This is a genomic window from Ruegeria sp. CDSA221, from assembly GCF_059611825.1.
In genome coordinates, this window is record NZ_JBXWPK010000012.1 from 94155 (window position 1) to 118574 (window position 24420).

The 24420-nt window shown below is 55.7% G+C and carries 32 protein-coding genes and 2 tRNA genes; 18 read left to right on the top strand and 16 right to left on the bottom strand.

Features of this window, described 5'->3' with window-relative positions:
* Nucleotides 1-561: 561 nt before the first annotated feature.
* From AC2FJ5_RS16625 to AC2FJ5_RS16640, 4 genes are all read right to left on the bottom strand, one after another.
* Nucleotides 562-699 carry an entericidin A/B family lipoprotein gene (locus tag AC2FJ5_RS16625; RefSeq protein WP_142638111.1) on the bottom strand — a complete coding sequence of 46 codons (138 nt, stop codon included), beginning with the start codon at nt 697-699 and terminating at the stop codon, nt 562-564.
* A gap of 76 nt (nt 700-775) precedes the next feature.
* On the bottom strand, nt 776-1570 hold the full coding sequence (locus AC2FJ5_RS16630; protein WP_271950389.1) for a metal ABC transporter permease: 795 nt from the start codon (nt 1568-1570) through the stop codon (nt 776-778).
* The gene (locus tag AC2FJ5_RS16635; RefSeq protein WP_496690139.1) at nt 1570-2319 is read right to left on the bottom strand and encodes a metal ABC transporter ATP-binding protein; all 750 of its coding nucleotides are present in this window, start codon (nt 2317-2319) and stop codon (nt 1570-1572) included. Before AC2FJ5_RS16635 ends, AC2FJ5_RS16630 begins: the two co-directional genes overlap by 1 nt.
* The gene (locus AC2FJ5_RS16640) at nt 2316-2795 is read right to left on the bottom strand and encodes a Fur family transcriptional regulator (RefSeq protein ID WP_142638114.1); all 480 of its coding nucleotides are present in this window, start codon (nt 2793-2795) and stop codon (nt 2316-2318) included. The genes AC2FJ5_RS16635 and AC2FJ5_RS16640 overlap by 4 nt, the downstream gene beginning before the upstream one ends.
* A 93-nt stretch (nt 2796-2888) precedes the next feature.
* Here AC2FJ5_RS16640 and AC2FJ5_RS16645 point away from each other — a divergent pair, with 93 nt between their 5' ends.
* On the top strand, nt 2889-3872 hold the full coding sequence (locus AC2FJ5_RS16645) for a zinc ABC transporter substrate-binding protein (RefSeq protein ID WP_496794080.1): 984 nt from the start codon (nt 2889-2891) through the stop codon (nt 3870-3872).
* Nucleotides 3873-3895: 23 nt separating this feature from the next.
* On the opposite strand, the gene AC2FJ5_RS16650 is transcribed toward AC2FJ5_RS16645, so the two are convergent.
* Complete coding sequence (locus tag AC2FJ5_RS16650) at nt 3896-4231, bottom strand: ArsR/SmtB family transcription factor (protein ID WP_142638116.1); 336 nt, start codon at nt 4229-4231, stop codon at nt 3896-3898.
* A 320-nt stretch (nt 4232-4551) separates the two neighbouring features.
* Here AC2FJ5_RS16650 and AC2FJ5_RS16655 point away from each other — a divergent pair, with 320 nt between their 5' ends.
* The 6 genes from AC2FJ5_RS16655 to AC2FJ5_RS16680 all read left to right on the top strand — a co-directional run bounded on the left by AC2FJ5_RS16655 (nt 4552) and on the right by AC2FJ5_RS16680 (nt 8317).
* On the top strand, nt 4552-5184 hold the full coding sequence (locus tag AC2FJ5_RS16655) for an ATP-dependent Clp protease proteolytic subunit (protein WP_271950384.1): 633 nt from the start codon (nt 4552-4554) through the stop codon (nt 5182-5184).
* Between the two features lie 132 nt (nt 5185-5316).
* A complete protein-coding gene (clpX, locus tag AC2FJ5_RS16660; RefSeq protein ID WP_142638118.1) occupies nt 5317-6582 on the top strand; it encodes an ATP-dependent Clp protease ATP-binding subunit ClpX in 1266 nt (421 codons plus the stop codon).
* Nucleotides 6583-6648: 66 nt separating this feature from the next.
* Nucleotides 6649-7023: a Rid family hydrolase gene (locus AC2FJ5_RS16665; RefSeq protein WP_496794081.1), complete on the top strand. Its 375-nt coding sequence runs from the start codon at nt 6649-6651 to the stop codon at nt 7021-7023.
* Nucleotides 7024-7102: 79 nt separating this feature from the next.
* A complete protein-coding gene (locus tag AC2FJ5_RS16670) occupies nt 7103-7486 on the top strand; it encodes an NADH:ubiquinone oxidoreductase subunit NDUFA12 (RefSeq protein WP_142638122.1) in 384 nt (127 codons plus the stop codon).
* A 13-nt stretch (nt 7487-7499) separates the two neighbouring features.
* Nucleotides 7500-7952, top strand: coding sequence for an outer membrane lipid asymmetry maintenance protein MlaD (mlaD, locus tag AC2FJ5_RS16675; protein ID WP_496703388.1), 453 nt, complete (start codon nt 7500-7502; stop codon nt 7950-7952).
* The gene (locus tag AC2FJ5_RS16680; protein WP_142638127.1) at nt 7949-8317 is read left to right on the top strand and encodes a DUF2155 domain-containing protein; all 369 of its coding nucleotides are present in this window, start codon (nt 7949-7951) and stop codon (nt 8315-8317) included. The genes mlaD and AC2FJ5_RS16680 overlap by 4 nt, the downstream gene beginning before the upstream one ends.
* Here AC2FJ5_RS16680 and aat read toward each other — a convergent pair.
* The 4 genes from aat to AC2FJ5_RS16700 form a co-directional block, all read right to left on the bottom strand.
* Complete coding sequence (gene aat / locus AC2FJ5_RS16685) at nt 8272-8904, bottom strand: leucyl/phenylalanyl-tRNA--protein transferase (protein ID WP_496703390.1); 633 nt, start codon at nt 8902-8904, stop codon at nt 8272-8274. The two genes, AC2FJ5_RS16680 and aat, sit on opposite strands and share 46 nt — an antisense overlap.
* Nucleotides 8905-8952: 48 nt before the next feature.
* Nucleotides 8953-10302 (bottom strand): acetyl-CoA carboxylase biotin carboxylase subunit, encoded by a 1350-nt coding sequence (gene accC / locus AC2FJ5_RS16690; RefSeq protein WP_271950374.1) that lies wholly within the window; start codon nt 10300-10302, stop codon nt 8953-8955.
* A 9-nt stretch (nt 10303-10311) separates the two neighbouring features.
* Complete coding sequence (accB, locus tag AC2FJ5_RS16695) at nt 10312-10803, bottom strand: acetyl-CoA carboxylase biotin carboxyl carrier protein (RefSeq protein ID WP_281995796.1); 492 nt, start codon at nt 10801-10803, stop codon at nt 10312-10314.
* 152 nt (nt 10804-10955) lie between these two features.
* A complete protein-coding gene (locus AC2FJ5_RS16700) occupies nt 10956-11492 on the bottom strand; it encodes a helix-turn-helix domain-containing protein (protein ID WP_142638135.1) in 537 nt (178 codons plus the stop codon).
* 222 nt (nt 11493-11714) lie between these two features.
* Here AC2FJ5_RS16700 and AC2FJ5_RS16705 point away from each other — a divergent pair, with 222 nt between their 5' ends.
* The 5 genes from AC2FJ5_RS16705 (at nt 11715) to AC2FJ5_RS16725 (ending at nt 17618) form a co-directional block, all read left to right on the top strand.
* Nucleotides 11715-13013, top strand: a complete 1299-nt coding sequence (locus AC2FJ5_RS16705; RefSeq protein ID WP_496794089.1) for a helix-turn-helix domain-containing protein — start codon at nt 11715-11717, stop codon at nt 13011-13013.
* Between the two features lie 78 nt (nt 13014-13091).
* The gene (locus AC2FJ5_RS16710; RefSeq protein WP_142638139.1) at nt 13092-13472 is read left to right on the top strand and encodes a response regulator transcription factor; all 381 of its coding nucleotides are present in this window, start codon (nt 13092-13094) and stop codon (nt 13470-13472) included.
* Entirely contained in the window at nt 13469-13771 is a 303-nt protein-coding gene (locus AC2FJ5_RS16715; protein WP_281973229.1) for a hypothetical protein, read from the top strand. The genes AC2FJ5_RS16710 and AC2FJ5_RS16715 overlap by 4 nt, the downstream gene beginning before the upstream one ends.
* Nucleotides 13771-16449 (top strand): ATP-binding protein, encoded by a 2679-nt coding sequence (locus AC2FJ5_RS16720; RefSeq protein ID WP_496794082.1) that lies wholly within the window; start codon nt 13771-13773, stop codon nt 16447-16449. The genes AC2FJ5_RS16715 and AC2FJ5_RS16720 overlap by 1 nt, the downstream gene beginning before the upstream one ends.
* Nucleotides 16450-16526: 77 nt before the next feature.
* Nucleotides 16527-17618 carry a FliM/FliN family flagellar motor C-terminal domain-containing protein gene (locus AC2FJ5_RS16725; protein ID WP_496794084.1) on the top strand — a complete coding sequence of 364 codons (1092 nt, stop codon included), beginning with the start codon at nt 16527-16529 and terminating at the stop codon, nt 17616-17618.
* Nucleotides 17619-17625: 7 nt separating this feature from the next.
* On the opposite strand, the gene AC2FJ5_RS16730 is transcribed toward AC2FJ5_RS16725, so the two are convergent.
* From AC2FJ5_RS16730 to AC2FJ5_RS16745, 4 genes are read right to left on the bottom strand one after another with little or no spacing between them, the layout of a single operon-like run.
* Entirely contained in the window at nt 17626-18057 is a 432-nt protein-coding gene (locus AC2FJ5_RS16730; protein ID WP_142638147.1) for a protein tyrosine phosphatase family protein, read from the bottom strand.
* A gap of 9 nt (nt 18058-18066) precedes the next feature.
* Entirely contained in the window at nt 18067-18498 is a 432-nt protein-coding gene (locus AC2FJ5_RS16735) for a DUF6691 family protein (protein ID WP_496698102.1), read from the bottom strand.
* On the bottom strand, nt 18498-18920 hold the full coding sequence (locus AC2FJ5_RS16740) for a YeeE/YedE family protein (protein WP_142638151.1): 423 nt from the start codon (nt 18918-18920) through the stop codon (nt 18498-18500). The genes AC2FJ5_RS16735 and AC2FJ5_RS16740 overlap by 1 nt, the downstream gene beginning before the upstream one ends.
* A gap of 35 nt (nt 18921-18955) precedes the next feature.
* Nucleotides 18956-19819: an MBL fold metallo-hydrolase gene (locus AC2FJ5_RS16745; protein WP_282022110.1), complete on the bottom strand. Its 864-nt coding sequence runs from the start codon at nt 19817-19819 to the stop codon at nt 18956-18958.
* 246 nt (nt 19820-20065) lie between these two features.
* Here AC2FJ5_RS16745 and AC2FJ5_RS16750 point away from each other — a divergent pair, with 246 nt between their 5' ends.
* A complete protein-coding gene (locus tag AC2FJ5_RS16750; protein WP_142638155.1) occupies nt 20066-20281 on the top strand; it encodes a hypothetical protein in 216 nt (71 codons plus the stop codon).
* 9 nt (nt 20282-20290) lie between these two features.
* Here the strand turns inward: AC2FJ5_RS16750 and AC2FJ5_RS16755 are convergent, their stop codons facing one another.
* Nucleotides 20291-20509 carry a carboxymuconolactone decarboxylase family protein gene (locus AC2FJ5_RS16755; RefSeq protein ID WP_142638212.1) on the bottom strand — a complete coding sequence of 73 codons (219 nt, stop codon included), beginning with the start codon at nt 20507-20509 and terminating at the stop codon, nt 20291-20293.
* A gap of 162 nt (nt 20510-20671) precedes the next feature.
* On the opposite strand from AC2FJ5_RS16755, the gene AC2FJ5_RS16760 reads away from it, so the two are divergent.
* On the top strand, nt 20672-20938 hold the full coding sequence (locus AC2FJ5_RS16760) for a DUF2312 domain-containing protein (protein WP_142638157.1): 267 nt from the start codon (nt 20672-20674) through the stop codon (nt 20936-20938).
* Nucleotides 20939-20960: 22 nt separating this feature from the next.
* Here the strand turns inward: AC2FJ5_RS16760 and AC2FJ5_RS16765 are convergent, their stop codons facing one another.
* Nucleotides 20961-21833, bottom strand: coding sequence for a hypothetical protein (locus tag AC2FJ5_RS16765; protein WP_496794085.1), 873 nt, complete (start codon nt 21831-21833; stop codon nt 20961-20963).
* 184 nt (nt 21834-22017) lie between these two features.
* On the opposite strand from AC2FJ5_RS16765, the gene AC2FJ5_RS16770 reads away from it, so the two are divergent.
* The 3 genes from AC2FJ5_RS16770 (at nt 22018) to AC2FJ5_RS16780 (ending at nt 23015) form a co-directional block, all read left to right on the top strand.
* Nucleotides 22018-22093 (top strand) — tRNA-Thr (locus AC2FJ5_RS16770).
* Between the two features lie 239 nt (nt 22094-22332).
* A tRNA-Leu gene (locus tag AC2FJ5_RS16775) sits at nt 22333-22418 on the top strand.
* A 225-nt stretch (nt 22419-22643) separates the two neighbouring features.
* Complete coding sequence (locus AC2FJ5_RS16780) at nt 22644-23015, top strand: rhodanese-like domain-containing protein (RefSeq protein WP_142638196.1); 372 nt, start codon at nt 22644-22646, stop codon at nt 23013-23015.
* A gap of 48 nt (nt 23016-23063) precedes the next feature.
* Here AC2FJ5_RS16780 and AC2FJ5_RS16785 read toward each other — a convergent pair whose 3' ends face one another.
* Nucleotides 23064-23822: an alpha/beta fold hydrolase gene (locus AC2FJ5_RS16785; protein WP_496794090.1), complete on the bottom strand. Its 759-nt coding sequence runs from the start codon at nt 23820-23822 to the stop codon at nt 23064-23066.
* A gap of 91 nt (nt 23823-23913) precedes the next feature.
* Here AC2FJ5_RS16785 and AC2FJ5_RS16790 point away from each other — a divergent pair, with 91 nt between their 5' ends.
* Nucleotides 23914-24288 (top strand): hypothetical protein, encoded by a 375-nt coding sequence (locus AC2FJ5_RS16790; RefSeq protein ID WP_281973222.1) that lies wholly within the window; start codon nt 23914-23916, stop codon nt 24286-24288.
* Nucleotides 24289-24420 lie beyond the last annotated feature (132 nt).

Sequence of the window (24420 nt, forward strand, 5' to 3'; positions counted from 1 at the left end):
GACCGCGATGTAACAGTCAGGTTACCGCAGAGGTTCTTAGGATCCTGGGTGGGACGCAAAGGCCAAGGGGGTCGCTGCGGTGAAGGGAAATCTTAGGATTTTGTTCTACTGCAAAGACTTACCGGTGCGTGATCCGCTGATTTGGGCGTCAAGTTTGAAACAGGTGATCAAGCTCTCAGAAGGTTAATGCGTGCTGTGCGGGGCCCTCGGGCTCTGTTCAGCGGCTGTGGCCCCTTAGGGGGACAAAGCAACTGGATCGAGACGTCCCTCGGGCGTGTCGAACCGGTAAGGCGTCAGGGGTGTCCTTTGGGCACGTGCAAAGACCGCGTCTGCGCACCTGACGCCTTTTCCTTTTTCCGGGCCCCGGATTCATACAGGCAGCGATTTAATTCCCCCTAAAACGGGAACGGGGTTCTAGCGTTTAAGCAAGAACCCCGTGATCGTGTCAGAAATGCAATGCCGCGTCTATGCACCTGTGTCCGCAAGGATAGCGGGTGTGGGTGCAGAGGGCAACCATATCTTGTATGTCGCCCGATCTTGATCGCTACATTCCGAATGGAATCAGATGTTTTCCTGAACCTCGGTGGCTGCGCCCTGAATTGCGTCACCTGCTTTTTCAATATCTTTACCGGCGCCTTTCGCAGTTTCACATGCGGCGAGTGTGCAAAGGGCCAGTCCAATAAGTGCGGCTCGGATCATAGGTCTCTCCTTTTGTATAAGTCCCGATTTTCGTAGCAGTTTTGCTAATGGTGAACCAGAGTTTTGAACCGGCATTCTATTCTTTGCGAAAAAGTGGCCCGATGGCTGCTGTCACCAGAAAGATCACAGCTGCGGCGCAGACGATGCTGGGCCCTGCCGGAGTGTCGGCAAGATACGCACCGCACAGCCCGACAAGGGCGGCAGCTGATCCGATGATGGCGGCCCCGAACGCCATATTTTCAGGGGTTCTCACTAAAGACCGCGCGCCAGCTGCCGGGATGACGAGCAGGGCGGCAATCAACAGAACCCCTACCACTTTGATTGCCACGGCAACGGCCAGCGCCATGGTCAGCGTCAACCACACCTCCTCGCGCTTTGGGTCAATGCCGGATGCATAGGCCATGTCCGGGTTCAGCGTGGCGACAAGTAGGGCTGACCAGCGCCAGATCATGACTGCCAGGATCAACGCGCCGCCGCCCCAAATGGTTGCCAAATCGCCTTTGGTGACAGCCAGGATATCACCAAACAGAAAGGCATTTAAGTCCAGCCGGACGTCGGACAACAAGGCGACGGTGACTAGTCCTGCGGCCAGGGCTGTATGCGCTATTACGCCTAGTAATGTGTCCATCGCCAACCCCTTGCCACGCAAAAGCGTGACGGTAAGCCCCATGGCAAGCGCTGACGCCACAATCGACGGCAGCATCGGAAGCGAAAACGCCAGAGACAGTGCCACACCCAGAACAGCCGCGTGCGCTGTGGCCTCGCCCAGATAGGCCATCCGGCGCCATACCACAAAGCACCCCAAAGGGGCCGCCGCGAGTGCAACGCCAATACCCGCCAGCGCCGCACGAACCATAAAATCGTCTAACATCAGTTGGTTGTTTCCTGGTCGTGGTGGTGGTCATGGTCGTGCGAATGGCTGTGTTGATGTTGGTAAAGGGCCATCATGCCCTTGGTTCCGCTGCCAAATAGGGCCCGGTATTCGGGTGCGTCCGCGACGGTATGAGGCGACCCCTCGCAGCATATATGTCCGTTCAGACATAGCACACGGTCTGAGGCCGCCATGACAACGTGCAGATCGTGACTGACCATCACGATCGCGCAACCAAGGTCGCGTCTGACCTGCTCAATGCGTTGATAAAAGGCAGCTGCACCCGGTTGATCCAGGCCTTGCGTCGCTTCATCCAAAAGCAAGACCTGAGGATCATCAAGGAGTGCGCGCGCCAGCAGAACTCGTTGAAATTGACCGCCCGAAAGTTGGGTCATTTGCCGGTTGCGCAGATCCGGGACGCCCGCTCGTTCTAGTGCATCCAGCGCTTTGCGGGCCGAGATCCGTTTGGGTAAGCCCAGGAAACGTTGCACGGTCATCGGTAAAGCGGCGTCCAAAGCCAGTTTTTGCGGGACATAACCGATGCGCAGGCCGGGTGCGCGGCTTACCTGGCCTTCTGATGGGGTAATGGCCCCAATGATCGCCCGTAAAAGAGTCGACTTACCAGATCCGTTGGGCCCCACAATGGTTACGATCTCTGCTTCGGAAACTGCCGCATTCACATGTTCAAGGATCGTGCGGCCGTCGATCCGAATGGACATGTTTTTCAATGAAATAAGGGGGGTATTCATGCCGCCGACCCTACGCATTCGGGACATAGGCCCTCGGCCTCGACCACTACTCGTTCGATTTGAAACCCCGAGGTGTTCGCCGCAGCGCCCAATCGACCCTGTGTCAGCTCGGTTTCCGTTTCAGCCACTGCTTTGCAGGACCTGCAGATCAGAAACGCGGGGACATGGTCATGGGTCGGGTGGGCGCAGGCTGTATAGGCATTCAGTTGCTCGATACGATGCACGAACCCGTTTTGCACAAGGAAATCCAGTGCACGATACGCGACCGGAGGTTGCGACCCGAGCCCTTCTGCAGCTAGCACAGCCAGGATATCATATGCGCCCATTGCTCGGTGCTTTTCCAACAGGATCTCAAGAACACGGCGTCGGACAGTGGTGAACTGCAGGCGCTTTGTTCTGCACTTGTTTTCGGCCTGAGACAGCGCAGTGTGAACGCAGTGGGCGTGATCGTGTTGTCTGAATCCAACGGTGCTCATGACGGGGCTCCAATTATTTTGAACTTGATATGTAATAACGTCCGGATTAACAAGCGCTCAACGAATGTAATAACATATCAATTTGGAGGGAAAATGTTCCGATCTACACTATATGCGTGCTCACTTGCGTTTGCGGGCCAGGCAATCGCCGAGGCGCCAAGCGTGGCCGTCGATATTGCGCCTGTCCATTCGCTGGTCGCCCGGGTGATGGACGGCGTGGGTGAGCCCAGCTTGATCATTCCACCCGGCGCGTCTCCGCATGATCACGCGATGCGGCCTTCTGAGGCGCGGTCTTTGCAGTCCGCCGAGATCGTATTCTGGACTGGAGAAGAGCTGACCCCTTGGCTGGCTAAACCCTTGGGTGCGCTGTCGCCGGATGCACTGCATGTCTCTTTGTTGGATGCCGATGGAACGATACTCTATGATTTTCGCGATGCGACCGATGGTGCGGATCATGATGACCATGCAGATCACGACGACCATGCGGACCACGCAGATCATGACGACCATGCGGACCACGCAGATCATGACGACGAACATGACCATGATCACAAAGGGATCGATCCTCATGCCTGGCTGGATCCCGAGAATGCGCGTATCTGGGTTCAAGTGATTGCTGCAACACTCTCACAGGCGGACCCCTCAAACGCCGAAACTTATCAGCAGAACGCTGCAACCGCAGATCGGGAACTGGTTGAGCTGAAAGAAAAAATTATGACAGATCTGACAGATATGCAGACGCTGTCATTCATAACGTTTCATGATGCCTATCAGTATTTCGAAAAGCGATTTGGGCTGGAGTCATCCGGCGCAGTCAGTCTTGGCGATGCGTCCTCTCCCGGGCCGGCGCGATTGGCGGCTTTGCGTGAAAAAGTTGAGCATGAAGGAATTGTTTGTGCCTTTTCCGAGCCGCAATTTGACACAAGGCTGGTACGGACAGCGATCGAAGGAACCGGGGCCACGATCTTTGAATTGGATCCCGTAGGCGTGAGTTTTGACACGGGAATTTCGCACTATGATAGTTTGTTAATGGCCATGTCCGCCGGCTATCAAGACTGTTCCAAAAGTAAGTCGTAAGTAGCCGGGACAGCGGATTGCTCTTATTCTTCGTTGCAAAAGAGTTCGTAGACAACCTCTAACATCCGGCGTGGCCGTTCATCGGCAAGTCTATAAAAGATCGCCTTGCCTTCGCGGCGAGGCGTCACCAACCCTTCAAGTCGCAACCGCGACAGTTGTTGCGAAACAGCCGCTTGCCGCGCCGAAAGCAGCTCTTCCAGTTCTGTTACTGACTTTTCTCCCGATACCAGGTGGCATAGGATCATGAGACGCCCTTCGTGGCTGATGGCCTTGAGAAAATTTGCAGCATGCGTTGCGTTCTCAACCATTTTGTCGAAATTTTCCGGAGATGTTTCCTGTGAAAGTTGTGGAAGGGCCATCCTCTGTTTCCTTACCAGCCCACACTTTGGGCGCCTGTTTGTGTTGCTGCCTGGAGAAGGTCGCAAGTCAGCTAGTTATGAACATTTACTCTCATATGCATGAATCAAAATGAGGTGAGGGGAAAAGGGGAACTTGTGAGAGTTCGACGCAGATTTCGACTTTGAAGAGCGTATCGCTTTAGTCACCGCTGAATATCTATTTGCATTTGCAGGGCATGAAGTTTCCTGCACCCCTTGCAGCCCCACTGTGGCGATACTAAGACTCAGGTAACAGATTTTCGGGTAGTGTCCCGATCCATAGCAAAGCAGGCAGGTTTCTTATGTTCGATCCCGTTGACACATACATGAACACGCTTGTCCCAATGGTCGTTGAGCAGACCAGCAGGGGTGAGCGCGCATATGATATCTTCTCGCGCCTTCTGAAAGAGCGGATCATCTTTATCAACGGCCCGATCCACGACGGGATGAGCCATCTTGTGGTTGCTCAGCTGCTGCACCTTGAGGCAGAAAACCCGAACAAGGAAATCTCGATCTACATCAACTCGCCGGGTGGCGTGGTCACCAGCGGTTTGTCGATTTACGACACAATGCAGTATATCAAACCGAAATGTTCCACATTGGTGATCGGTCAAGCGGCCTCGATGGGGTCGGTTCTGCTGGCCGGTGGTGAGAAGGGTATGCGCTTTTCCCTGCCGAACAGCCGCATCATGGTGCACCAGCCCAGTGGCGGATATCAGGGTCAGGCAAGTGATATCATGATCCACGCAGCTGAGACGCAAAAGCTGAAGGATCGCCTGTATGATATCTATGTACGCCATACTGGACAGACCAAAAAGGCCGTTGAAAAGGCGCTGGACCGTGACAACTTCATGAGCCCGGAAGAGGCTAAGGAATGGGGTCACATCGACGAGATCGTTGAAAACCGCGCCAAGATGAGCGGCGAAGAGAGCTAAGCCCAGACCCCTCGTGTCGCCGATACGGGGGGTATTTTGAGATTGTAGCCGCCACAGTGCTGGCCTAAGCTGCACGAACAGGCGCAAGCGCGGCCCCGCAAGGGGCATAGGATGGAGCCCGAAAGGTAGATCATGGCGACGAATTCAGGCGGTGACGGCAAAAACACGCTCTACTGCAGCTTCTGTGGCAAAAGCCAGCATGAGGTGCGTAAGCTGATTGCAGGTCCGACCGTGTTCATCTGTGATGAATGCGTCGAGCTGTGTATGGACATCATCCGCGAAGAGACGAAAGCCAACGGGCTGAAATCTTCTGACGGAGTGCCGACGCCGAAAGACATCTGCGAAGTTCTGGACGATTATGTGATCGGTCAGGCTACGGCCAAGCGGGTTCTGTCAGTGGCGGTTCACAACCACTATAAACGATTGAATCACGCTCAGAAGGCCGGCAGCGATATCGAGCTGGCCAAATCCAACATCCTGTTGATCGGCCCGACAGGCTGCGGCAAGACGTTGTTGGCGCAAACTCTGGCGCGCATTCTGGATGTGCCCTTTACCATGGCCGATGCGACCACGCTGACCGAAGCCGGTTATGTGGGCGAGGATGTCGAAAATATCATCCTCAAACTGTTGCAGGCCAGCGAATACAATGTCGAACGCGCGCAGCGCGGCATCGTTTACATCGATGAGGTCGACAAGATCACGCGCAAATCCGAGAATCCCTCGATCACGCGCGACGTGTCGGGCGAGGGCGTGCAGCAAGCGCTGCTGAAGCTGATGGAAGGCACCGTCGCCAGTGTTCCGCCGCAAGGTGGACGCAAGCATCCGCAGCAGGAATTCCTGCAAGTGGACACGACGAATATCCTGTTCATCTGCGGTGGTGCCTTTGCGGGTCTGGATAGAATTATCGCACAGCGCGGCAAAGGCTCGGCCATGGGCTTTGGTGCCGATGTGCGGGACAATGATGACCGCGGCGTGGGTGAGATTTTCAAAGAGCTGGAGCCTGAAGACCTGCTGAAATTCGGTCTGATCCCGGAATTTGTCGGACGTCTGCCAGTTCTGGCCACGCTTGAGGATCTCGACGAGGATGCGCTGGTCACCATTCTGACAAAACCCAAGAACGCGCTGGTCAAACAGTATCAGCGTCTGTTCGAACTGGAAGATGCCGAGTTGGGCTTTACCGACGATGCGCTCAAGGCAATCGCCAAACGCGCCATTGAACGCAAGACCGGTGCTCGTGGGCTGCGCTCGATCCTTGAAGACATCCTTCTGGACACAATGTTCGAATTGCCTGGAATGAAGAACGTGACCGAAGTTGTCGTCAATGAAGAGGCTGTATCCTCGGACAAGCAGCCGCTGATCATCTATGCGGATGCGGCGGAATCGGCTTCGGCCGGGTAATCACTGAATTTGAATTGCAACAGATGGCGCGGTGATCCCGCGCCATTTTGTGTTTGGGAGGGCAGGATGACGATAAGGCGAATTTCCTCGGGCGGCCAATATGAGGCCAAAGTCGGCTATTGCCGGGCAGTGGTTGCAAACGGTTTTGTCTTTGTTGCCGGAACCTGCGCACAAGGCGAAATCATTCCCAAAGATATCATCGGACAGTGCAAATCCGCGCTGCAGGCGATTGAAAAGGCCTTGGATGAGGCTGGATCAAATTTGGCGCATGTGGTTCGGGTAAACTACTACCTTCCGGACATGTCGGAATTTGAACTGTGCTGGCCCTTGCTGGTTGAGGCATTTGGTGAAAACCCGCCGGCGGCGACAGTGACCGAATGCAACCTGATCACGCCAGAGGACCGCATCGAGATTGAAGTGACCGCAGTTTTGCCGGATTGATGCGCAACGTTACCCTAGCACTGGACCTTGGCGGACCTTTGGTCCATATCTGCAGAGACAAAAATGCCGGAGGCAGCCGATGGGAATCCTGAACAGTCTTTTGCGCGCCGTGACCTGGTGGAACGGGGCCACCCTGAACACCCAGATTTACACCGCGCGCAAAGGCGTGAAAGTCGGTGAAGATAATGAAGGCAATATATTTTATCGTACCGCGGATGACAGCAGGCGTTGGGTGATCTTCAACGGCGAGGCCGAGGCCAGCAGGGTTGATCCCGATTGGCACGGTTGGTTGCACCGCACCTGGGACGAACCGCCAACCGATAAACCTCTGGCACATAAATCCTGGGAAAAACCGCATCAGGAAAACCTGACAGGAACCGCGCTTGCTTATGCACCGGCGGGGTCTTTGCGCCGCCCGGATCCGGTCGAGCGTTCGGATTATGAGGCCTGGAACCCGGAATAAGACGAGGCGAGCAATGTCATCTTACAAAGTTTCAGAAGTTTTGGTCGGAGGCGCCGTCCTGGCCGGGGCAATAGCGTTTGGCGTCTATGCGAGCCAGTCGACAGGCCTGTCCCAGGGCGGTTCTGGTTATGAGCTTAACGCCTCTTTCCGCTCGCTCGAAGGCGTCGGCGTCGGAACGGACGTGCGGCTTGCCGGGGTCAAAATCGGCACCGTGACAGGAGTGGCCCTGAACCCGGAAACCTACCGGGCGGACACGACTTTTGCGATTTCTGATGGAATTTTAGTCCCCGATGACAGTGCTATCGTGATCTCATCCGAAGGGTTGCTGGGTGGTAACTTTGTAGAAGTCATGCCAGGCGGATCGCTCTTTAACTTTGAACCGGGCGATCAGGTCGAGGATACACAGGGCGCAGTCAGCCTGATTTCGCTTTTGGTTAAGTTCGTCGCCGGAGATGGCGGCGAATGAAGCGATATGCTCTGATCGCGGCAATACTGGCAGCCTCTGGGGTAGCGGCACAGCAAAAGGTTCAATCTGGACCGGGTGCAATGCTCAGAGGGCTGGATAAGGTCAATGGCCAGACCGTTGATGTCGAACTGCAAAACGGCCAATCCAAGACAGTCTTTGGGCTGGATGTCGCACTGGGTGATTGCCGCTATCCTGCAGATAACCCAACAGGGGACGCGTTTGCCTACCTGACCATTTGGGAACAAGGCGGAACGGATCAGCTGTTTGACGGGTGGATGATTGCCACCTCGCCAGCCCTGAATGCGCTTGATCATTCGCGCTATGACGTCTGGGTGATCCGCTGTATCACGCCATCCGGCGATTGATCGAGATCAGCAGAGAAATCTGCTGCAATAGTCACTGCCTCTTCCAGCGCGTTCCGATACTGTGCCCGCGGCACCTCAATCGCGCCGAGCGAGGCGAGATGCGCGGTTAAAAACTGTGTATCGAACAGTTTGAACCCGCAGGACCGCAACCGGTCGACCAGATAAGCAAGCGCAATTTTTGAGGCATCCTTGCGTCGGGAAAACATGCTTTCGCCAAAGAAGGCAGCGCCAAGAGTAACGCCATAAACGCCCCCAACCAAATTCGGGCCGTCCCAGATTTCCAGCGAATGGGCGTGACCGGATTGGTTCAGCTTTTGGTAAAGGGTGCGAAGTTCCTGATTGATCCAGGTATCCGTGCGATCAGCGCAGCCATCAACAACGCCGGCAAAATCCCTGTTGATTGACACCGTGTACCCACAATTCCGAATCCTGCGGGCCAAGCTGCGTGAGATGTGAAATCCGTCCAGAGGGAAGATGCCGCGAAACTTAGGATCAACCCAGAACAGGTCCGGATCATCGCGATGTTCAGCCATCGGGAAGATACCGATGGAATATCCATGGAGCAGTAATTCCGGGGAAAGGCTCATGCCAGGCGCCTCAGGGTCGGAAAGCGGCAACCTTCCGACCCAGCAGAGTTAGTCGGCCATATTCTCCGCAAGCCAGTGCTCCAGCCAGTGGATGTTATAATCACCGCTTTGGACGTCACTTTCTTGCAGAAGCGCGTGGAACAAGGGAACCGTCGTGTCGATTCCGTCCACGATCAACTCACCCAATGCGCGTTCGAGACGGGCCAGTGCTTCGGGTCGGTCGCGGCCCTGCACGATCAGTTTGGCGATCAGTGAGTCGTAGTAGGGCGGGATCGTGTACCCGTCATACAACGCTGAATCCATCCGCACACCCAGACCGCCCGGCGCATGGTAGGCCGAGATTTTTCCGGGGCAGGGTGAGAAGTTTGGCAATTTCTCGGCGTTGATCCGAACCTCGATGGCGTGACCATTGATTTTCAGATCATCCTGACCGAATGACATTGGCTGACCAGCGGCAACGCGGATTTGTTCGCGCACCAGATCTACGCCAAAGATGCCCTCAGTGACCGGGTGCTCGACCTGTAGGCGGGTGTTCATCTCGATGAAATAGAAGTCGCCATTTTCGTACAGAAATTCGATCGTACCTGCACCGATATAGTTGATCTTGGCAACCGCATCGGCACAGACCTTACCGATCCTTGCGCGTTCTTCGGGGGTGATGCAGGGGCCGGGTGCCTCTTCGAATACCTTTTGGTGGCGGCGCTGCAGGGAACAGTCGCGCTCGCCCAGATGAACCGCTTGGCCCTTGCCATCGCCAAAGACCTGAATCTCGATGTGGCGCGGTGTGGTCAGGTATTTCTCTATATAGACCTCGTCATTACCAAATGCGGCTTTGCCTTCGGCGCGCGCGGTCATAAAGGCGCTTTCCATCTCATCCGCACTCATCGCGACTTTCATGCCGCGTCCGCCGCCACCGGCGGTGGCCTTGATGATGACAGGATAGCCGAATTCTTCACCGATCCGCTTGGCTGCGGCCAGATCCGGCACGCCACCATCTGAACCAGGCACACAGGGAACGCCCAAGGCCTTCATCGTGTCCTTGGCGGTGATCTTGTCCCCCATCACGCGGATATGTTCAGCGGTGGGGCCAATGAAGGTGATGTCGTGATCTTCGACGATCTGCACAAACTCGGCATTTTCAGACAAAAAGCCGTAGCCCGGGTGGATCGCCTGAGCGCCAGTGATCTCGCAGGCTGAGATGATCGCAGGCACCGACAGATAGCTTTGAGGGCTGGGCGGGGGGCCGATACAGACCGATTCGTCCGCCATGCGTACATGCATCGCGTCACTGTCTGCGGTTGAATGGACGGCGACTGTCTTAATCCCCATCTCGCGTGCGGCGCGGATGACGCGCAGGGCGATCTCGCCTCGGTTGGCAATCAGGATCTTGTCGAACATGGGGCCGCCTTACTCAACAATGACCAGAGGAGTGCCGAATTCCACAGCATCGCCATCACCCACCAAAATACGCTTGATAGTGCCGGATTTGGGCGCGTGAATGTGGTTCATGGTTTTCATCGCTTCGACGATCAGCAGCGTGTCGCCTTCGGAAACACTGGCACCGACGGAGATGAAGGACGGCGCACCCGGCTCAGGCTGCATGTACACGGTGCCGACCATGGGCGAAGTCACAGCGCCCGGATGGCTGGCTGGATCGTCACTTGCTGCGGGTGCTTCAGCTGCTGCAGGTGCGGCTGCCGGGGCTGCGGCTGGCGCGGCCGCCGGGACCGCAACCTGGACCGGAGCGGCGACGGGTGACATGCGGCTAACGCGTACGTTCAAGCTGTCATCTTCGCCATAATCACGCTTTACCTGCAACTCGGTCAGGTCGTTTTCCCGCAGCAGTTCGGCCAGTGCCTTGATAAACGCCACATCCGCTTCGTGTTTGGTATCTGTCATGAGTGTCCTCGACGGTTCCCCTTTGGCCCGTCTGTTTCGCGCGGGCTTTGGTCTGATTACGCAGCGTTATAAGCTAAGCGTACGGCCATGAAAAGCACAGTCTCGGCCTGTCAGATGGGGGTTTTGCTGAAGATTACCAGTGGTAAACAGCGTTACAGCGGCATTCCGGAGAGTTTCGCAACCAGTTCAGGCAGTTTACGTGCCCCGAATTTTTCAAGCAGCCGCGCACGGTAGGCTTCGATTGTACGATAGCTCAGGTTCAGTTCCGCACCGATTTCCTTGGCCGACAAGCCCTTGCAGGACAGAATGGCAACCTCGCGCTCACGGCTGGTTAGCTCGACCAGAGGGCGTTCCTCTGAAATATCCGAAAAACTCCAGATGCCATGGCGGAATGGATCTTCAGGCGTTAGCGAACGTCCACGCGCGCGGCACCAGAATAAGTCGCTATCGCGGCGACGCATGACCCTCTCATCCGTGTAATATCCGGTGTCGCGCATGATTTGCAGGCTCCGTGCGCCGATACGTTCCCAGTCTGCGACAGAAGGGTAGAGGTGTAGCAGGGGCATGTTGCGGTAATCGGCCTCTTCACCGCCGAAAGTGCGTGCGAACTGCAGATTGCACCGGCGGATCACGCGGTTCTCCAACTCGACCAATCCGATCGGCGCATATTCAAAGGCTGGGTCGCTCATATGTCCATGGTGCAGGTGTTTTTCCGAAAATAGAAGGGGAAGGCCTGTGATTTTCGAAATATGCAAATGGGTTATACCGCGGACCGGGTGTTTGGAATTGCGGGATGCGTTTGTGAAGAAAGTAAATTGCTCAAGAAAATTAATTGCTAAAGACTTATATTTAAATAATAGTTTTGAAAATGCTTCTGAGGTTGACCAAAGGAGCCAGCGGAAAAAGAGGAAATTTTGCGGGACACGTTAACAGGCAGCCGTATTCGCGAAAGGCGGCAGATCGCAGGATTGCGTCAGGCCCAGCTTGCACGGCAGGTTGGAATCTCGGCATCCTATCTGAACCTGATCGAGCATAACCGCCGCAGGATCGGAGGAAAGCTGCTGGTGGATATCGCTGCGGCTCTGACCGTTGAGCCTTCGGTGCTAACCCAGGGGATCGAGGCGACGCTGATTTCTGCGCTGCGCGAGGCTGCGGCAGATGCAGTTGGCCAGAAAGCCGAAGTGGACGGGCTTGAGGAATTCGCAAGTAGGTTTCCAGGGTGGGCGGGCGTTTTGGCGCAAATGCACAGCCGAGTGGTGTCGTTAGAGCGAACGATTGAAACCCTGTCGGATCGTTTGACCCACGATCCGCATCTGGCGGCATCCATGCACGAGGTCCTTTCGACAGCCGCCGCGATTCGTTCCACCGCTGCCATTCTTGCTGAAACGCAAGAGATTGAACCCGAGTGGCAAGACCGATTCCACCGGAACCTGCACCAGGATGCCGAACGCCTGGCCGATAGCTCCAAATCGCTGGTGGCCTATCTGGATGATTCCGAGGGGGCCGAGGATCGTCGCGGGGTCCCTCTGGAAGATGTCGAAGCATTTTTTGACAGGCATGATCACCATTTCCCGGAAATCGAATCCGGAGGCGGAAGCGCAGATGTTAATCTGAATGAGATTGATTCCTCTGCCGCGCGAAAAGTGGCGCGGGATATTCTGGACGTTTACGAATCCGACGCTCGGCTTTTGCCTCTGGATGCGCTCAAAAGGGCTTTGGATCGGGGAGTTACAGATCCTTTGCTTTTGGCAGCAGAGTATTCAGTCGACGTTGCCAGCGTACTGAGGCGGCTGGCCGCCTTGCCTAAAGGGTATTTGTCGCGCCCGACCGGGCTGGTGATTTGTGATGCCTCGGGCAGCATTTTGTTCAGCAAATCGGTGCCCGGTTTTGCCATGCCCAGATTCGGCGAGGCGTGTCCTCTGTGGCCGCTGTTTCAGGCGCTGAACCGGCCGCTGGTTCCGATCCGAAAACGGATCGTCCAGTTGGGGCGAACGGCTGCGGAATTCGATTGTTATGCCTATGCCTGGCCGCAATCCATTTCCGGCTATGACGATGCGCCGGTTTATCGTTCGGTCATGCTGGTTCGATCCGTCGAAGAAAGCCCTCAGGGCAGTCAGGCGGTTGCCCATGTTGGCCCAAGTTGCCGTGTATGTCCCAATAAGGACTGTGAATCGCGCCGAGAGCCCTCGATTCTGAGCGAAGGTTTTTGACAGCTTCGTGACACTGCGCATAAGCTGTTTCGGACAGGTTGACAGTGGTGCAGCCCGTCTCGGGGAGGAATGAAATATATGAGCCGAAAGGTTCTGTTGATCGAGGATGAGCCGAACATTGCTGAAGCCATTCGGTTTTTGCTGACCCGCGAGGGATGGCAGGTTGAAACGCATGCTGAGGGGACGGATGCGCTGCTGGTGATACAGGGCGCGAAGCCGGATCTTGTGATTCTGGATGTGATGCTGCCGGGCAAAAGCGGGATGGAGATTTTGCGCGACTTGCGCGAACTCGAAGAACTGCGAAATCTTCCGGTTCTGATGCTAACGGCTCGTGGCCAATCGAAAGATCGTGAGATGGCTGAAAATGCCGGGGTCAGCCGGTTCATGACAAAGCCGTTTTCCAATGCAGAAGTTCTGACCGCCGTCCGCGATTTGCACGCGCAGGCCTCGCGGTCATGAGCATGCAGGACGACCGCCAACCATCTGGTGCGCGGCCGTCGCTGTTTCTTGAACGTCAAAGTTACCGCCGACGCAGGCTGACCGACGCCGCCCGTTTATTGCCCATATTGGGGGCCGCGCTGATAGCGATTCCGTTGCTGTGGCCGCGTGGGGGAGATGCAGCGGACGGGGTGCCGCTGTCTTCTGCGATTCTCTATATCTTCACATGCTGGGCGGTTTTGATCGTTGCCAGCGTTCTCTTTGGGTTCGCCGCAAGACGCATATCAACCGGCGATGATTCCGAGCCAGGTCAAGACTGATGGCAACGCTGAACGTGCTGATCCTGGTTTGTTTGGGCTATGTGGTGCTGTTGTTCAGCGTCGCATTCGCCGCCGACAGAATGGCCGCGGCGGGCAGGGGGGCGTGGCTGCGATCTCCGTTGATCTACACGCTGTCGCTGTCGATCTATTGTACCGCCTGGACCTTTTATGGCGCGGTAGGGAACGCCGCCCGGTCGGGGCTGGAGTTCGTAACGATCTATCTGGGCCCCACGCTGGTCATGATCTGTTGGTGGTGGGGATTGCGCAAGCTGGTTCGGGTTGGCCGCAGCCAGAGGGTGACCTCAATCGCTGACCTGATTTCGTCTCGCTATGGCAAGTCGAACACTCTGGCGATTTGCGTCACAATTCTGGCCGTGTTGGGCGGGACACCCTATATTGCGCTGCAACTTCAATCCATTACGCTGTCATTCTCAATCTTTGCCGAGGCCGACCCAAGCGGTCTTTACCGCGAAGGGTCCAGTGTGTTCTGGGTTGCGGCGGGGCTGGCGGTGTTCGCCATTCTGTTCGGTACCCGCAATCTGGATGCCAACGAACGCCATCATGGCGTTGTCACGGCCATCGCATTGGAATCTGTCGTTAAACTTTTTGCGCTGCTGGCCGTGGGCATTTTCGTTGTCTGGGGTATAGCCGGAGGAGTCAGTCCGATGATGGACCGCATCGATGCCTCTGAGATCGGGCAGTGGAATGTGAATGCCGGACGCTGGACCACGTTTATTTTTCTATCGGCTGCGGCCTTTGTGTGTCTACCGAGGATGTTTCAGGTGATGGTGGTGGAGAACGCCGATGAAGGGCATCTGAGGACAGCCGCATGGGCCTTCCCCCTGTATCTGCTGTTGATGAGTCTCTTTGTCGTGCCAATCGCGGTCGTAGGATTGGACCTTTTGCCCGAAGGATCGAATCCGGATCTGTTCGTGCTGACGGTGCCCCTGTCGCAGGGCAATGAATGGCTGGCGATGCTGTCCTTTATTGGCGGCTTTTCATCCGCCACATCGATGGTGATTGTCACGGCAATGGCCCTATCGACCATGGTGTCAAATCACGTCGTGATGCCGATCTGGTTTAGCCGGCAGGAGGGCACTGGCGCCGTATCCGGTGATGTCCGCAATGTGGTTTTGCTGTCCCGGCGGATTTCAATCGCCGTGATCATGGTGCTTGGGTTCTCGTATTACCGCATTTCCGGCGGCGGGGCCGCGCTGGCTTCGATTGGTCTGGTGGCCTTTGCCGGGATTTCCCAGATTTTGCCTTCGCTGGTTGGCGGGCTGTTCTGGCGCGGGGCGACGCGAACAGGGGCTCTGATCGGACTGACTGTGGGATTCTTGTTGTGGATCTACACGCTTTTGTTGCCGGGAATGGGCAGCGCGATTATGTCGGATAGCGTCTTGCAGAACGGGCCGTTCGGATGGGGCTGGTTGCGCCCGCAGGCCCTGTTCGGAATCGACGGAATGGACCCGATGGTGCACGCGGTGTTATGGTCGCTTTCTCTGAACACATTGGCATTTTGCGCGGCCTCTTTGCTGAGTTTTCCAAGCCCGCTCGAACGTTTGCAAGGGGCGCAATTCGTCAACGTATTCGACCATTCGGTCGCGCTGCGCGGTTGGACCGGATCGGTAGCGCAAAGCGAAGACCTGATGATCATGACCCAGCGCATTTTGGGCGCAGGTCCGGCGCAAGAGTTCTTTCAGGCGCAGGCGGAACAGCAGGGTGGGCGTTCCAGCCTGCCCGAACCTACGCCTGGGTTTTTGGAGCGGTTGGAACGTGAACTCAGCGGCTCGGTCGGGGCGGCGACAGCGCATGCGATGATCGGGCAGATTGTTGGTGGTTCCTCCGTTTCGGTCGAGGATTTGCTCGCCGTGGCCGACGAATCCGCGCAGATGTTGGAATACTCCAGCCAACTGGAAGCGAAATCCGCTGAACTCAGCCGTACGGCGCGCCAACTGCGCGAGGCGAACACCAAGCTGACGCAAATTTCGGAACAGAAGGACGGGTTCCTCAGCCAAGTCAGCCATGAATTGCGCACGCCCATGACCTCGATCCGGGCGTTTTCCGAGATCATGCGGGATACCGAAGGTCTGACCAGCGAAGAGAGAACGCGTTACGCCGCCATCATCCATGACGAGGCGCTTCGGTTGACACGGCTGCTGGATGACTTGCTGGACCTGAGTGTTCTGGAAAGTGGACGAGTCAATTTGAACAAGAGCGGTGACACCCTGCGGTCGGTCTTGGACCGTGCCGTGTCCAGCGCCTTGGCTGGAAACAGCCAAAGACTGACCGTTCGGCGGTCTAAAACCTCCGAACGCGTTCTCCTGCATACGGATTTGGACCGTCTGGGGCAGGTGTTTATCAACCTGATTTCGAACGCTCAGAAATATTGTGATGCCAAAGAACCGGTTCTGACGATTTCCGCGCATGATGTCGGGGGGCAGGTCGTCATTGATTTTGCTGATAACGGCACTGGCATTCCTCCAGATGCCCGGCAGATGGTTTTTGAGAAATTTGCCCGCGTCGGAGGCGACAAGGCAGGTGGTGCGGGGCTGGGATTAGCGATCTGCCGTGAGATTATGCAAAGACTGGGGGGCGATATCAGCTACTTGCCCGGCCATGGTGGGGCTGCGTTCCGGGTCAGGCTGCCACAGGCCTACCGACAGGCTGCGCAGTGACGGCTGTATAAACAGGTTGGTAACTATCGCCGGGTTAGACCTGAAAGAGAATGCAGGAACAATCAGCGGTTTTAGGCATGACGCAATCTGTCAGCGCGGCTCTGGCGCGCAAGCTTTCGATCAGTCAGGAGGAAAAGGGTGACAAGCCTCGCTCGATCCTACGTGCGCTGCGTCTGGCTTTTGCTCGCGCGGCAGAAGATCGTTTGCAGATGCCGTTGTCGGTTATCGGCGCCAAACAATCCTGTCGGCCACCAGGTGGGCTGATACAGTCTTTGGATGAGGATTGGATATTGCTGCTCTTTTCAGGCTCTGACAACAGCTTGGCTGCGATCTGCATGGATATAGGGTTAGTGTCGGCTGTCGTGCAGGCTCAGACAATAGGCGAGGTGATGCCCGAAGCGCCTTCTGCGCGGGGGTTCACCGATACGGACGCGGCCATGGTGTCCCCTTGGATCGAAGAGGGGCTGTCCCGCGCGGCATCACTTGTCGAAACGGCGAGTGACCGCATGTGCCTGATCGGTTTTGAATATGCTTCGCGCCTTGCAGATCTGCGAACTTTGACCCTGGCGATGGTGGAAGAGGAATACCGAGTTTTTGAACTGACAGTCGAACTTGGCGGTGGGCTGAGACAAGGTCAGCTTTCAGTACTGTTGCCCATCCGACCGGCTGAAACGGCCGAGACGGAGGTGATTCATGATGAGCCAGAGGGCAGGCTTGATCAGGCATCGGGCGTGTTGAGGGCAGATTTGAATACGGTGGTCTGCCGGATGCCCTTGTCTCTGGCGACGCTGACAGAACTGGCGGTGGGGGATGTGTTGCCATTGATCGGGGCGCGGCTGGATCGTACCGAGATTGTGGCGATCGACCGCAGCCGGGCCGCGATCGGACGGCTCGGCCAATGCGGAGGGCTGCGTGCGGTGCGCCTGAACGAAACCTACCAAACTCAGACATTTTCCCAGCCCGAAGCAAATGAGTTCCTTGAGGCGAGTTCAGCCAGTATACACGAAGAGGGGCCAACCGAACACGGGCAGGAAATAATGCCATTTTCCCCCGGCGCGCTGGGCCAAGAGGGGACAGAATTGAACCTCGAGAATTCGGAACACATGGTTGCCGAGATATCTCAACTGGCTGGTTTATCCGGGGATGAAAGCGCGCTGAAAGGCAGTTAGCAGACGCTCAAGTCACTGATCTGCGTATTTCTTCCAAGGTTGGACGCAGGTTGTCCAACGCATAGCCTGCCTTGGTCGTCGCCTGAAGGATGTCTTCGGTGCTCATGCTTTCGCACTGCCCCAATGCCCAGATCACAGAACAACGCGTGCCCGATGCACAATATGCGAGTACCGGACCGGCACAGGATTCTGCCAGGTCACGTTGCAAGGAGACGTTTTCGGGCGTCATGGTCTGATGCGTCAGCTCTAGCACTTCGTATTCCAACCCGGCAGCACGCACGGCCTGTCCGATAGCATCTGACTGGAGATCCTCGGGAACTTCGCTGTTCGGCCGGTTGCAGATCACTTTGACAAAGCCTGCCTCGACAATAGTGGGAACATCCTCGACCGAAATTTGCGGCGAGACGGCATAGCGGGGGGTTATCGGTCGAATCTCCATGGCTACTGCTTAGGTCGCGTTTACGGTTCTGTCCAGTTTTGCACCTACGGCAGGAGCGGCATACATCCCTGCGAGCATGGAAACCAGAAACACAACGCCTCCGGTTCCGCCATACGTAAGAGACGCGATGGCTGGACCGGGACACAGTCCCGCTAATCCCCATCCCATGCCAAACATGACCGATCCGATGATAAGGCGGCGATCCAGTTCATGCTGAACCATCGTCGGGAATTTCCCACCCGACAGCGGTTTGCGATCTGGAACCAGCCTCCATGCGATCATCATGGGCACAATGGCTCCCCCCATCACAAATGCGAGTGTCGGATCCCAGTTGCCGAAAATATCCAGCCACCCCTGAACCTTGGTTGTGTCAGTCATGCCGGAAATCAACAGGCCTGCTCCGAACAAGGAGCCCGAAAGAAGCGATATCAGATTGCGCATCAGATCAACCCCCAGACATGGCGAAACAAGGCCAGCGTCACTGCCCCGGCCGCAATGTAAAGGATCGTTGCCACGATCCCGCGCACCGAAAACCGGGAAATGCCGCACACCCCATGTCCAGAGGTGCACCCGTTGGCAATTCGTGTCCCGATACCGACAAGCAGCCCAGCCCCGATCACAACCGTCAAATTCGAGGTCAGGTTTGTCTGCGGCCCCGGCGACAAAAACAGGCTTAGCATCAACGGCGTCCCAATCATCCCAGCGAGGAAATACAGCCGCTCGGCCGAGCGGTCAGAGCGATCGACAAGCCCTCCCAGGATACCGCTCGCCCCCATTACACGACCGTTTCCAAGCAGGTAAACTGCTGCGCCAAGACCAATCAACAGGCCGCCTACCAGTCCCCATATCCATTCTGAATACACTGATTTGTTCCCCCAAGAAGTTCGGCTCTAGCCGTCTAAAGTTTGTTCACTGGTAGTTTCAGGAACACGTCGCCATTCTCATCCTCAGGCGGCATCTGACCCGCCCGCATATTGACTTGTAAAGAGGGCAGGATCAGCCGCGGCATGGCCAAAGTGGCATCGCGGGCGTCGCGCATTTCAACGAATTCCTCGATAGGTCGACCTTGCCCGATATGCACGTTCAAGGCTTTTTGCTCTTCAACAGTTGTTTCCCACGCAAACTCGTCCCGCCCAGGAGCTTTGTAGTCATGCCCGACAAAGATGCGTGTCGCATCCGGCAGTGAAAGGATCCTCTGGATCGAGTTGTACAAATCTCCGGACGATCCGCCGGGAAAGTCGCATCGCGCGGTGCCAAAATCCGGCATGAACAGCGTGTCTCCGACAAATGCCGCGTCGCCGATGACATAGGTCATGCAGGCGGGCGTATGCCCGGGGGTGTGCAAGACGTCCCCTCTCATTTGGCCGACATGAAATCCGTCGCCGTCGCGGAACAAGGCGTCGAACTGGCTACCATCGCGCTGAAACTCGGTACCCTCGTTGAAAATTTTCCCGAAAGTTTCCTGGATGGCGACGATTTGATCACCGATGCCAATCTTGCCTCCGAGTTTCTGCTGCAAATAGGGGGCTGCTGAAAGGTGGTCGGCATGGACATGGCTTTCCAGAATCCATTCGGTTCGCAACGAATTGGATTGGACATATCCGATGATCTCATCCGCAGATCGCGTATTGGTCCGGCCGGATGCGTGATCGAAATCCAGAACACTATCTATGATCGCGCAGGCATCGCCTTCAGGATCCTGAACCAGATAAGACACCGTGAATGTCTCGGCGTCAAAAAATGCTTTCACTTTGGGCGTCATGGTTTCCTCCGCCGGTTAGGTCTTAGTCATATATTAATAACGGAATGTGAAGCAATCAACATTTGGTGATTTGATGCCGGTCAAGGCAGAAGCGGCAAAGTTGGGCTAAAATTCTGGCATCCTGCGAAAGCGCGCCGATGTTAGGGGGCGGTCGGGCGAATTTTCGCGCGATAGAATAACTGAGTGATGTAAGTCTTAAAACCGTTACTAAACTATAGGTAACTGATGACATTTGGGAGGATGGATATGCCGAGAATAGATTTGTATTCCGAAGCCGAACAACTTGAGAAAAAACTGAAGGGCGCCAGTGTTGATACCCGCCTTGCCCTTCAGCCCAGTGTCACAAAGGTCATCGAGAAGATGCGTCTGCAGGGTGTTGAGGTTCCTGCGCGCCTGCGTCGCCTGGATGCGGCCCTGTGCGAGGACGTTATGGAAGCGCGTTTCGACAATCTGCCGGTTTGATGGCCGCAGTCAACCGAACGAGATTCCTAGTATAACCAGCATCAGACCTATCACCGACAAAAAGAGCGCGCCCATGTTCCAGGGCAGCACCCGTTGAACAACGGCGCGCAATTCATCGTCAGACAGGCCGGATTTGCGGGCTTTCATGACATGCAGAATGCACCAAACCAGCCCAGCCAGGCCGATAAGTGACAGGGCGGCACCGCCCCAGGTGATGAATTCGAACATCGTTTTCCATCTTTCAACGTCTGACCTGAGCGCTTAACTGATCGCGCTGGCCCGCACAAGCGAGACTGGTTTTTTGCATGCTTGCGGCTTGGCTCGCACCGATGTATCCCGCTTGTTGCCCACCTTTTCAGCATGACAAACCAGCCTCTGGGAGAGACTTAGATGGAAGAGAATACCGAAGATCAGGCCGCCGCGAATTACCGTGTAACCGCGGGTGAGCTGCGCCAGTTCATCGAACGGATCGAGCGTCTGGATGCGGAAAAGAAAGATTTGGCGGAGCAACAAAAAGAAGTGATGGCCGAGGCAAAAGCGCGGGGCTACGACACCAAGGTCATGCGGAAAGTGATCGCATTGCGCAAACGTGACAAAGACGACATTGCCGAGGAAGAGGCGGTGTTGGAAATGTACAAAGAAGCGCTGGGAATGTAACGGCTGCTTTCCCGCTATAGACTCAAGGTCTTAGAACCTGCACTCCGGGCATGGACCCAAGTCGGTCCATGTCCTGCGCATATAATTCTGCAAACGCGTCGACGATTTCCATGCTCCAATCTGGCAGATCAAGCTCTTCTGTTGTGAGCTCGGTTTTGGCGTGTTCCTCCAAAACCGTGGCAAGGTCGTCACGCAAATGTTCGTCCTGTTCCAGGCTTTGATCAATCAATGCCAGACCTTTGGATTTGCCTGAATCGTCTAGAAGTGACAGCAGTAAATCAAACTCGTCAACCAGCGTGTTGTCCGGGGGGAGGGCCGCGATTGCACGGATTATATCTCCCCAGATCAGAGGTGCGTCCTCATTGCTCCAGAGTGTGATTTTGACATTGGGCGCAAGATCTCTGATGTCCTCGACCATGCTGATCCAGCTGAGGCAGCTGATATCGGTACTTCGCATTTTGTCGAGGCGACTCTGTTCAGGTAGCGACATCAAAGCTTTGGGAATAAATCTGCCAGGGCTTAAAAAACCCATACAAAGCTCAATTTCGTGGTCAGGAAAGGACTTTTCAAGCAACTCCATTCGGCGTCCCGCATTTGGGTATAGCTGCCCGTCGTCCAGTGCATTTCCAACATCGCCTGCAAAGCTGGCGCATGAGTAAATCAAACGATCGACCTTCGGAGCCGATCGCAACCCAGCCCGAAGCATTTCCTTTGCGGCACCGATTTCATCCTGGTTTTCAATGGCAGCAAAGGCGGGTTCGAAAATTTGCCGATAACGGCGCGGGCCAAATACGGATGCACCATTTTGATGCAACGCGCCGGTGTTGCGTTGAAGGGACCGCAATACGAGACCTTCATCGGTGAACGCAGCACCTGCGTGGATTGCAACCTGCATATTCGGTTTTTACCCTCGCGTTCGTGCACATTATCTGTTGGGTTACAGGCTGTACTCCGCACAGTCAAACCAGGCGGAGTAAATTCTCTGGGCCAGACCCAGTGCCATGAATACAGAAAATCGTTAAGCGGCGGCAAAATTCTGTCTTGAAGTCCGTAACAAGAGGCATTAATCGACACCAAGTGCCCCTATAGCTCAGCTGGTAGAGCAACTGATTTGTAATCAGTAGGTCCGCGGTTCGAGTCCGTGTGGGGGCACCATTTCACTCTAAGATTCTTTCTATTTCTTGATTTTCCAAAAGTCAGAATGATTGGGACAGCGCAGGCGAATTGCGTAACGAAGAGTTTTTCCGAGGACTTTTTCTGATGACCTGCGTAAATGGGGTGGTGGTCAAAGGCGGCGATTGAATTTCCGCAAGTTGCATCGGCGAAACGCATTGTGTTCATAGCCTTATGGCCTTACTGGTGCTTTCAGCCTAAAAACTGGCCCAACGCGCTGTGCGGGCGTGATGGAATGGTAGACATATCAGACTTAAAATCTGAAGGGCGTATGCCCGTGTGGGTTCGAGTCCCACCGCCCGCACCACCTCTGATGCCCTGATTGATTTTCAAGTCTCGATGCAGCAGAACCTCTCCGGGTTTGCTTTGGTTCGGGTTCGGCGGGAATTGAATACCGGGATTGGTTCAGCGCAAAAATCGGTGTCCTGCAATAAATGTCCAATATCTATCCAGCCTAAGGTGAAGGCCTGTCAGGCTACACCTTCCAGTTCCTGCATGTTAGCATCCCGTAAATTTCTTCAGGAGACACCATATGCCGTTGACCGTAAAACAAATGATGGAAGCTGCGAACTCCACCGTCGAGCGAATCCAGAGAGCCAAAGCGGTCGAGATCCTGGAGCGAGGTGGCCTGCTTCTGGACATCCGCGATGCAGCGGAATTGCAGCAGACAGGGCGTGCTTCGGGGTCACATCATATCCCGCGCGGTATGTTGGAATTTCGGGCCGATGACACTCTGCAATCACATGATCCAGAGCTTCGCAAAGATCGTCCAATTGTCTTGTATTGTGCCTCGGGTGGCCGCGCTGCCCTTGCGGGAAAACTGTTGCAGGACATGGGGTATGAGCAGGTCTATAACCTGGGTGGCTTGGTCGATTGGGTGAATGGCGGGGGCGAAGTCGCCTAGCCAATAGGAAACGCCAGAACCCGAGCTGTGATCGTTCGAAAGGTCAGGTCAGGCGTTGAGGAACGTCCTGACGGCGGCCTCGAACTCACGCGGTTTTTCCGCATGCAACCAATGTCCTGCACCAGGTATTTTTGCAAAACGTGCCGAAGGGAACATTCCGCGGATCACAGAGCGATGTTCAGGCAGCACATAGTCGGACTCCCCCCCGGACAAAAACAGTGTTTGACCACCCCAGGATGCGTCTATTTCAGGAAAGCCCATGATCTTGGGCATTTCAGAGGCCAAAGTATCCAGGTTCAAAAGCCAACGCTGTCCGTTGATGTCGAGTGACTGCGTGAAAAAGCTCTGAAGGGCTTTTTCGACTCCGTTGTCGGCCAGTTGTTGTTCAGCGTCCGAGCGACGCTCGACCCGGGAAAGGTCCACCGCGCGCATCGCTTCAATAAACTGAATCTGACTGTGGCTATAGGCCACCGGGGCGATGTCTGCCACCACCAGTTTGCGCAGCTTTGCGCTGTGCAGCAGGGCTAAAGTCATGGATGCCTTGCCGCCCATCGAATGTCCGACGACATCTGCCTGTCCGCCGAACTGGTCGATGACTTCGGCCAGATCATTCGCCAGATCGGAATACCCATGGTCATGCGTCCACATGCTGTTTGCGTGGTTGCGCATATCTACCGCCACAACTTGCCGCTCGTCAGTTAGCCGGCGGGCGATGACCCCCCAGTTCCGGGCCGAGCCATATAGGCCATGGGCGATCAGCAAAGGGGGCCTGTCGGTTGGTTCACCATGTATGATCGTGTTCAGCATATAGCCGTGATACCCGCCGCAATCTGAAACGGCCAGCCCCATTGTGGCTCCTATTCCACATGGGTAAACTGTCAGCTCAGGAGGCCGCAGCATGCCGCAAGACACAGATATACAAACCCAAATTGCGCAGACCATACAGCTGTTGCGTGACAAGTTGGGTGTGCGCGACAAAACGCTGACCGCCTCGGTCAAAAAGGCCAAAAGGCAACTGCCGCGCCGGATATACAAACAGGCAATGGTTCTGGCACAAGCAGAGCAGATGGCGGCCCATCCAAAACTGCGACTTGTGCTGGACAATCCGAAACTGATCCAGGCCTCGGAAGAGGTGCAAAAACATCTGGGGGGTATCAATTTGGCGGATCGGCGGATGGGGTGGTTTCTGGGAATGCTGGGCGGGCTGACTTTTAACCTGTTGGCCTTTTCTGCTTTGTTGCTGATCTTCATGATGTGGCAGGGGCTTATCTGACCACAAAAAAAACGGCGCCGGATTGGCGCCGTTTTGTTCTTGGATGACTGAATTCTTACAAGTTTGGATAGATAGGGAATCTGGCGCAGAGGTTTGCGACTTCGGTTTTGACTTTGGCCTCGACCTCACCGT

Coding starts and splice junctions, on each gene's coding strand:
- AC2FJ5_RS16625 (WP_142638111.1), bottom strand. CDS start 699: ATGATCCGAGCCGCACTTATTGGACTGGCCCTTTGCACACTCGCCGCA.
- AC2FJ5_RS16630 (WP_271950389.1), bottom strand. CDS start 1,570: ATGTTAGACGATTTTATGGTTCGTGCGGCGCTGGCGGGTATTGGCGTT.
- AC2FJ5_RS16635 (WP_496690139.1), bottom strand. CDS start 2,319: ATGAATACCCCCCTTATTTCATTGAAAAACATGTCCATTCGGATCGAC.
- AC2FJ5_RS16640 (WP_142638114.1), bottom strand. CDS start 2,795: ATGAGCACCGTTGGATTCAGACAACACGATCACGCCCACTGCGTTCAC.
- AC2FJ5_RS16645 (WP_496794080.1), top strand. CDS start 2,889: ATGTTCCGATCTACACTATATGCGTGCTCACTTGCGTTTGCGGGCCAG.
- AC2FJ5_RS16650 (WP_142638116.1), bottom strand. CDS start 4,231: ATGGCCCTTCCACAACTTTCACAGGAAACATCTCCGGAAAATTTCGAC.
- AC2FJ5_RS16655 (WP_271950384.1), top strand. CDS start 4,552: ATGTTCGATCCCGTTGACACATACATGAACACGCTTGTCCCAATGGTC.
- clpX (WP_142638118.1), top strand. CDS start 5,317: ATGGCGACGAATTCAGGCGGTGACGGCAAAAACACGCTCTACTGCAGC.
- AC2FJ5_RS16665 (WP_496794081.1), top strand. CDS start 6,649: ATGACGATAAGGCGAATTTCCTCGGGCGGCCAATATGAGGCCAAAGTC.
- AC2FJ5_RS16670 (WP_142638122.1), top strand. CDS start 7,103: ATGGGAATCCTGAACAGTCTTTTGCGCGCCGTGACCTGGTGGAACGGG.
- mlaD (WP_496703388.1), top strand. CDS start 7,500: ATGTCATCTTACAAAGTTTCAGAAGTTTTGGTCGGAGGCGCCGTCCTG.
- AC2FJ5_RS16680 (WP_142638127.1), top strand. CDS start 7,949: ATGAAGCGATATGCTCTGATCGCGGCAATACTGGCAGCCTCTGGGGTA.
- aat (WP_496703390.1), bottom strand. CDS start 8,904: ATGAGCCTTTCCCCGGAATTACTGCTCCATGGATATTCCATCGGTATC.
- accC (WP_271950374.1), bottom strand. CDS start 10,302: ATGTTCGACAAGATCCTGATTGCCAACCGAGGCGAGATCGCCCTGCGC.
- accB (WP_281995796.1), bottom strand. CDS start 10,803: ATGACAGATACCAAACACGAAGCGGATGTGGCGTTTATCAAGGCACTG.
- AC2FJ5_RS16700 (WP_142638135.1), bottom strand. CDS start 11,492: ATGAGCGACCCAGCCTTTGAATATGCGCCGATCGGATTGGTCGAGTTG.
- AC2FJ5_RS16710 (WP_142638139.1), top strand. CDS start 13,092: ATGAGCCGAAAGGTTCTGTTGATCGAGGATGAGCCGAACATTGCTGAA.
- AC2FJ5_RS16715 (WP_281973229.1), top strand. CDS start 13,469: ATGAGCATGCAGGACGACCGCCAACCATCTGGTGCGCGGCCGTCGCTG.
- AC2FJ5_RS16720 (WP_496794082.1), top strand. CDS start 13,771: ATGGCAACGCTGAACGTGCTGATCCTGGTTTGTTTGGGCTATGTGGTG.
- AC2FJ5_RS16725 (WP_496794084.1), top strand. CDS start 16,527: ATGACGCAATCTGTCAGCGCGGCTCTGGCGCGCAAGCTTTCGATCAGT.
- AC2FJ5_RS16730 (WP_142638147.1), bottom strand. CDS start 18,057: ATGGAGATTCGACCGATAACCCCCCGCTATGCCGTCTCGCCGCAAATT.
- AC2FJ5_RS16735 (WP_496698102.1), bottom strand. CDS start 18,498: ATGCGCAATCTGATATCGCTTCTTTCGGGCTCCTTGTTCGGAGCAGGC.
- AC2FJ5_RS16745 (WP_282022110.1), bottom strand. CDS start 19,819: ATGACGCCCAAAGTGAAAGCATTTTTTGACGCCGAGACATTCACGGTG.
- AC2FJ5_RS16750 (WP_142638155.1), top strand. CDS start 20,066: ATGCCGAGAATAGATTTGTATTCCGAAGCCGAACAACTTGAGAAAAAA.
- AC2FJ5_RS16755 (WP_142638212.1), bottom strand. CDS start 20,509: ATGTTCGAATTCATCACCTGGGGCGGTGCCGCCCTGTCACTTATCGGC.
- AC2FJ5_RS16760 (WP_142638157.1), top strand. CDS start 20,672: ATGGAAGAGAATACCGAAGATCAGGCCGCCGCGAATTACCGTGTAACC.
- AC2FJ5_RS16765 (WP_496794085.1), bottom strand. CDS start 21,833: ATGCAGGTTGCAATCCACGCAGGTGCTGCGTTCACCGATGAAGGTCTC.
- AC2FJ5_RS16780 (WP_142638196.1), top strand. CDS start 22,644: ATGCCGTTGACCGTAAAACAAATGATGGAAGCTGCGAACTCCACCGTC.
- AC2FJ5_RS16785 (WP_496794090.1), bottom strand. CDS start 23,822: ATGCTGAACACGATCATACATGGTGAACCAACCGACAGGCCCCCTTTG.
- AC2FJ5_RS16790 (WP_281973222.1), top strand. CDS start 23,914: ATGCCGCAAGACACAGATATACAAACCCAAATTGCGCAGACCATACAG.